Here is a 4,057-nt window from a genome sequence, read left to right on the forward strand (position 1 = left end):
CTAGACCCCTCCCGCCTAGATCTAGACCCGCCCTAGATCCTCTCTAGAGGCCGTTCTAGGCTCTGTCGAGGGCTCGCAGGACGTCGCCGCGGCGGTATCCGTTGCGGTTGCGTCCGCCGACGTCGAGCTGTCCGGGCGTCACCCCGTACGGGCGGAGTTCCTCGGCGAGCTGGGCGGCGTCGTGCTCGGCGTACGGCGGGTGCGTGACGAGCTCGGCGAGCAGGTCGGCGGTGTGCAGCCGCTCGGCGTCGCCCATCGCGGCGAGCACCGCCTTGAGCAGTTTCACCGCGGGCTTGCTGTCGTCCTGCGGGAGCGTCCCGGCCACCTCGCGGAACCGGTAGGCGCGCTTCATGAGCATCTTCACCTCGTCGTCGTCGACGTAGTACGTCCGCATCGGTGAGGGCAGGGATCCTTCGGCGAGCAGGTAGCCGGCGCCGCGCTGCATCGGGTCGAGGCTGCCCGCGTTGTAGCCGCGTGAGGCCCAGCCCTGGCCGAGGATCGTGTCGCTGGCCTACGGAGTGGTGCAGCGCAACGCCCACCGGATGCTGAGGATGTCGCGCAGGCGAGACGGCACCACCTCGGCGGCCGGGCGCCCTCCGGTGTGTACCCGCACCCGCTATCGTCGCGTGGGCGTGAACTCAATCGCTGAGCGGCACGCGTAGGGCGGGGCAACCCCCGGGGTAGTGTCCGGGAGCGTGCCCCGCCCGCTCAGCGCCTAGGCAGGGTGACAACCTCCACCAGATCCGCGAGGTCGACGTGGCGGGAGAGCTCCCGGATCGTCCGGCAGTACGCCACAATGTACCGGTTCCGGCCGCCCGCCCACGTCACGCGGAGCGTCTGCCGGCCGTTGAGCACGATGCACTCCACCTCGATCCCGCCGGTCCCCACCCACCTGGACATGCCGGGCAGGATAAGAAACCGCAGGTCAAAGGACAGCAAAGCGGCCCCGCCCAGGAAGGGTGGGGCCGCTTTGCTGCATCCGATGGGTCAGGCGCGGTGCCATCTCCACCGGATGTCGCCGCTCGTCAGGGTGCACCGGTACTTGCGGTTGGTGACCTTGGCGTAGCCGTACTTCTTGTGAGCGGCGGCCGGGCAGAACGCTCCCGGGGTGATGCACACCCAGTGGTTCCCGGACCGCTGGTAGGTGCAGGCCACGGCGGTGGTAGACGCGTCGGCGGCACCAGCTGCGGCTGGTGCGACGAGCAGGCCGCTGGCGGCGAGCGCCGCGGCGGAGAGCATGGAGCGGAATTGCAAGTCGACTCCTCATGAGATGGGGCACCAGCGAGACGACCTGCGACCACGCCCGGTTGGCAGGGGCGTCCGCATCCGGACATCAACCTGGCCAGATATAGCGATGTTTTGTCGCAGGATTTCCCCGACGTTGAGGGGCCGCTGGGGAACGCTCGCCGATGATGGAGAGGTCGCCGCGTGCGGGGGAGTGTGTGAGCACCTTCGGTGCCGAACGCCGGAACGGCCTGGCACGCGGGCGCCTTGAATGAGCGGGGGCCGCTGCAGACGGCCTTCTCACAAGGGCTGCCACCGCGTGAACCCGTAGTCCGCCGATGTACCGTCCCGGCGTAACGGGCGATCGCACCTTCAGGCGTAGGTGGATACCGGGTGATGCCTCAGGCAAATGTCTGGTGTCGATCTTCCCGTTTCGCCGTGCTGGTGGTTCCGGTTGGCCGGATTCGCCTTGCCACTGGGCTGTCGGCTCACGTGACGTCCACCTGGACGAACGTGGCCGCCCATCAACGGAGCGAAAGGGGCATGCACATGAGATCTCGTCTTCTCGCCTTTCTGGTCGCGGCGGCCTTGTCGGTGCTGTGGGCCGTATACGACACGACGACCGACGTCATCGCGAAGGGCTCGGCAGAGACGCCGCACGGCGCCTTCTATGAGTCGCCACCGAGTCCGCCCGGACCGCCTACCCAAGGACCTCCACCTGGTCAACCCACTCAGGGGCCGCCTACTCAGGGCCCCACTCCGGGACCGCCCACCCAGGGACCTCCACCCGGATCGCCCAGCCAGGAACCGAAGGAATCGGGCGAACCGAAGATCCCGTCGAACCCGTGCGAGCTAGAAAACCCTCCCACGGGGTGCCAGTACCCGTGCACGGTTGACAACCCTCCGCCGGCTTGCGACCCGTGCAAGGCAGACAACCCTCCGGCGACTTGCCCGGCGGACCCGTGCAAGGTGGACAACCCTCCGGCGACTTGCCCGGCGGACCCGTGCAAGGTGGACAACCCTCCGGCGACTTGCCCTCCGGGTGGAGGGGTTACTCCACCGACCGGTGGAACTTCACCTGGAGCACCGTCGCCGTCTCCCACTGGCGGGCGCTGCTCTCTGGCGGCGTCGGGACCGGGCAGTCCCGCCGAGCTCGCGAAGGAGCCGCTGGGTACGGCGGCCTCGCACATTCCCCAGTTGTCCGATCTCGTGGCCGCGGGCAAGAAGGCAGGGCTGACGGACACGGTGAACTCCACCGAGAACGTCACCATCTTCGCGCCCATCAACGACGCCCTGCGGGCGATGTCCGATGACGAGCGCCGCAGGCTGACGGAGAACCAGGGGGAGCTGCGGAAGGTCGTGCTTTACCACGTCGTCGAGGGACGTCTCACTCCGGACGACCTGGAAGAGAAGGGCGATCTGACCACTCTGCAGGGCGGCACGCTCCATGTCACCGGCTCGGGTGACACCTTGAGAGTCAACGAGGCCAACGTCCTTTGCGGCAACATCCAGACCAAGAACGCCACGCTGTACCTCATCGACTCCGTCCTCAAGCCGGGAGGGTGAGGAGCGAGTCACCGTCCGCGGGCCGCTCCTGCGGCCCGCGATCCTCGCCGTGCACGCTGGCGGCTCTACGCCAGCTCCCGCCGGTCGAGGTAGCCGTAAAGGGTGCCGCGAGGGATGTTGAAGAGGTCGGCGATTTCCTGGACCGTCTTCTCACGCGCGTCGTAGAGCTGCTGGGGCCTGTACGGGGTTGAGATCAGCGGGATTTGCCTGCGCGGTGCTTTGCCGCCCTGGTAGGCCATGGTCATGGCGCGTGGAGAGCTCACCGATGACGAATGGTCCTTGATCGATCCTCATCTGCCCTTGGGTGAGCGCGGTCCGATTCCGGACCTGCGGCAGCAGTTCAATGCGGTGATGTGGCGGTTTCGTACCGGCAGCTCGTGGCGGGATCTGCCCCAGGAGTACGGGCCGTGGTCGACGGTCTACGACCGTTTCCGATCCTGGGCGGCCACGGGCGTCTTCGAGGAGCTGATGCAGGCGATGATCGCTGAGGCCGCTGCTCGTGGGCAGGCCGACCTTGATCTGGTCAGCGTGGATTCCACCACCGTCCGCGCCCATCACCACGCCGCCGGGATGGTCATGGACCCCGCGCTGCTGGAGGCGCTGGAGAAGGCCGCCGAACAGGAAAAGGGGCTACACCAAAGGGGCAAAACCCCCAAGACGGCGAACCCGGTGAACCCGGTGACGACGGGAAACGCGAAGACGAACGCCGGCGGTTACGACGGCGGCGCCGAATACGGCTGACGGCAGCCGGGCTGGGCCGCTCCCGGGGTGGGCTGACCGGCAAGGTCCACCTGTCGGCCGACCGGCGATGCCGTCCGCTGTCCTTCGTCCTCACCCCGGGCCAAGCCGGCGACAGCCCGCAGTTTCGCACCGTCCTGGCCCGTATCAAGGTCCGGCTGCCCGTCGGCCGCCCGCGCACCCGCCCGGCCGCGGTGGCCGCCGACAAGGCTTACTCCTCCCGCGGCAACCGCCTCTATCTGCGCCGACGCCACATCAAGGCCGTCATCCCGGAAAAGAGCGACCAGGCGGCCAACCGTAAGAACCGCGGTTCCCATGGTGGCCGCCCGATCCGCCATGATCCAGAGCTGTACAAGCAGCGCAACACGGCCGAACGCTGCATCAATCGCCTCAAGGAGTGGCGCGGGCTGGCCTTCCGCTTCGACAAGACCCCCGAAAGCTACCTCGCGGGCCTTCATCTACGCGGAGCCATCTTGTGGCTCCGAAGCCTTCAACCCATCTAAAGATTCAAAGTCCGTACAGGCCCTAA

General features: G+C 67.7%; 5 protein-coding genes and 1 pseudogene. 2 read left to right on the forward strand and 4 right to left on the reverse strand.

The window, feature by feature from the left end:
• Nucleotides 1–55 precede the first annotated feature (55 nt).
• From ACTOQ2_RS43670 to ACTOQ2_RS43680, 3 genes are all read right to left on the reverse strand, one after another.
• The gene (locus tag ACTOQ2_RS43670; RefSeq protein ID WP_440107884.1) at nt 56–445 is read right to left on the reverse strand and encodes a DUF3631 domain-containing protein; all 390 of its coding nucleotides are present in this window, start codon (nt 443–445) and stop codon (nt 56–58) included.
• 263 nt (nt 446–708) lie between these two features.
• Nucleotides 709–900, reverse strand: coding sequence for a transposase (locus ACTOQ2_RS43675; protein ID WP_440107886.1), 192 nt, complete (start codon nt 898–900; stop codon nt 709–711).
• A gap of 87 nt (nt 901–987) precedes the next feature.
• Nucleotides 988–1,254, reverse strand: a complete 267-nt coding sequence (locus ACTOQ2_RS43680; protein ID WP_440107888.1) for a hypothetical protein — start codon at nt 1,252–1,254, stop codon at nt 988–990.
• A gap of 1,167 nt (nt 1,255–2,421) precedes the next feature.
• Between ACTOQ2_RS43680 and ACTOQ2_RS43685 the strand changes: the two genes are divergently transcribed.
• Nucleotides 2,422–2,790 carry a fasciclin domain-containing protein gene (locus tag ACTOQ2_RS43685; RefSeq protein WP_440107890.1) on the forward strand — a complete coding sequence of 123 codons (369 nt, stop codon included), beginning with the start codon at nt 2,422–2,424 and terminating at the stop codon, nt 2,788–2,790.
• Nucleotides 2,791–2,855: 65 nt separating this feature from the next.
• Here the strand turns inward: ACTOQ2_RS43685 and ACTOQ2_RS43690 are convergent, their stop codons facing one another.
• Entirely contained in the window at nt 2,856–3,053 is a 198-nt protein-coding gene (locus ACTOQ2_RS43690; RefSeq protein WP_440107892.1) for a hypothetical protein, read from the reverse strand.
• Between ACTOQ2_RS43690 and ACTOQ2_RS43695 the strand changes: the two are divergent.
• Nucleotides 3,034–4,031: pseudogene (locus ACTOQ2_RS43695) on the forward strand (IS5 family transposase). The gene ACTOQ2_RS43690 and the pseudogene ACTOQ2_RS43695 overlap by 20 nt on opposite strands.
• Nucleotides 4,032–4,057: the final 26 nt, after the last annotated feature.

This window comes from Streptosporangium sp. H16, assembly GCF_051918855.1.
Lineage (GTDB): Bacteria > Actinomycetota > Actinomycetes > Streptosporangiales > Streptosporangiaceae > Streptosporangium.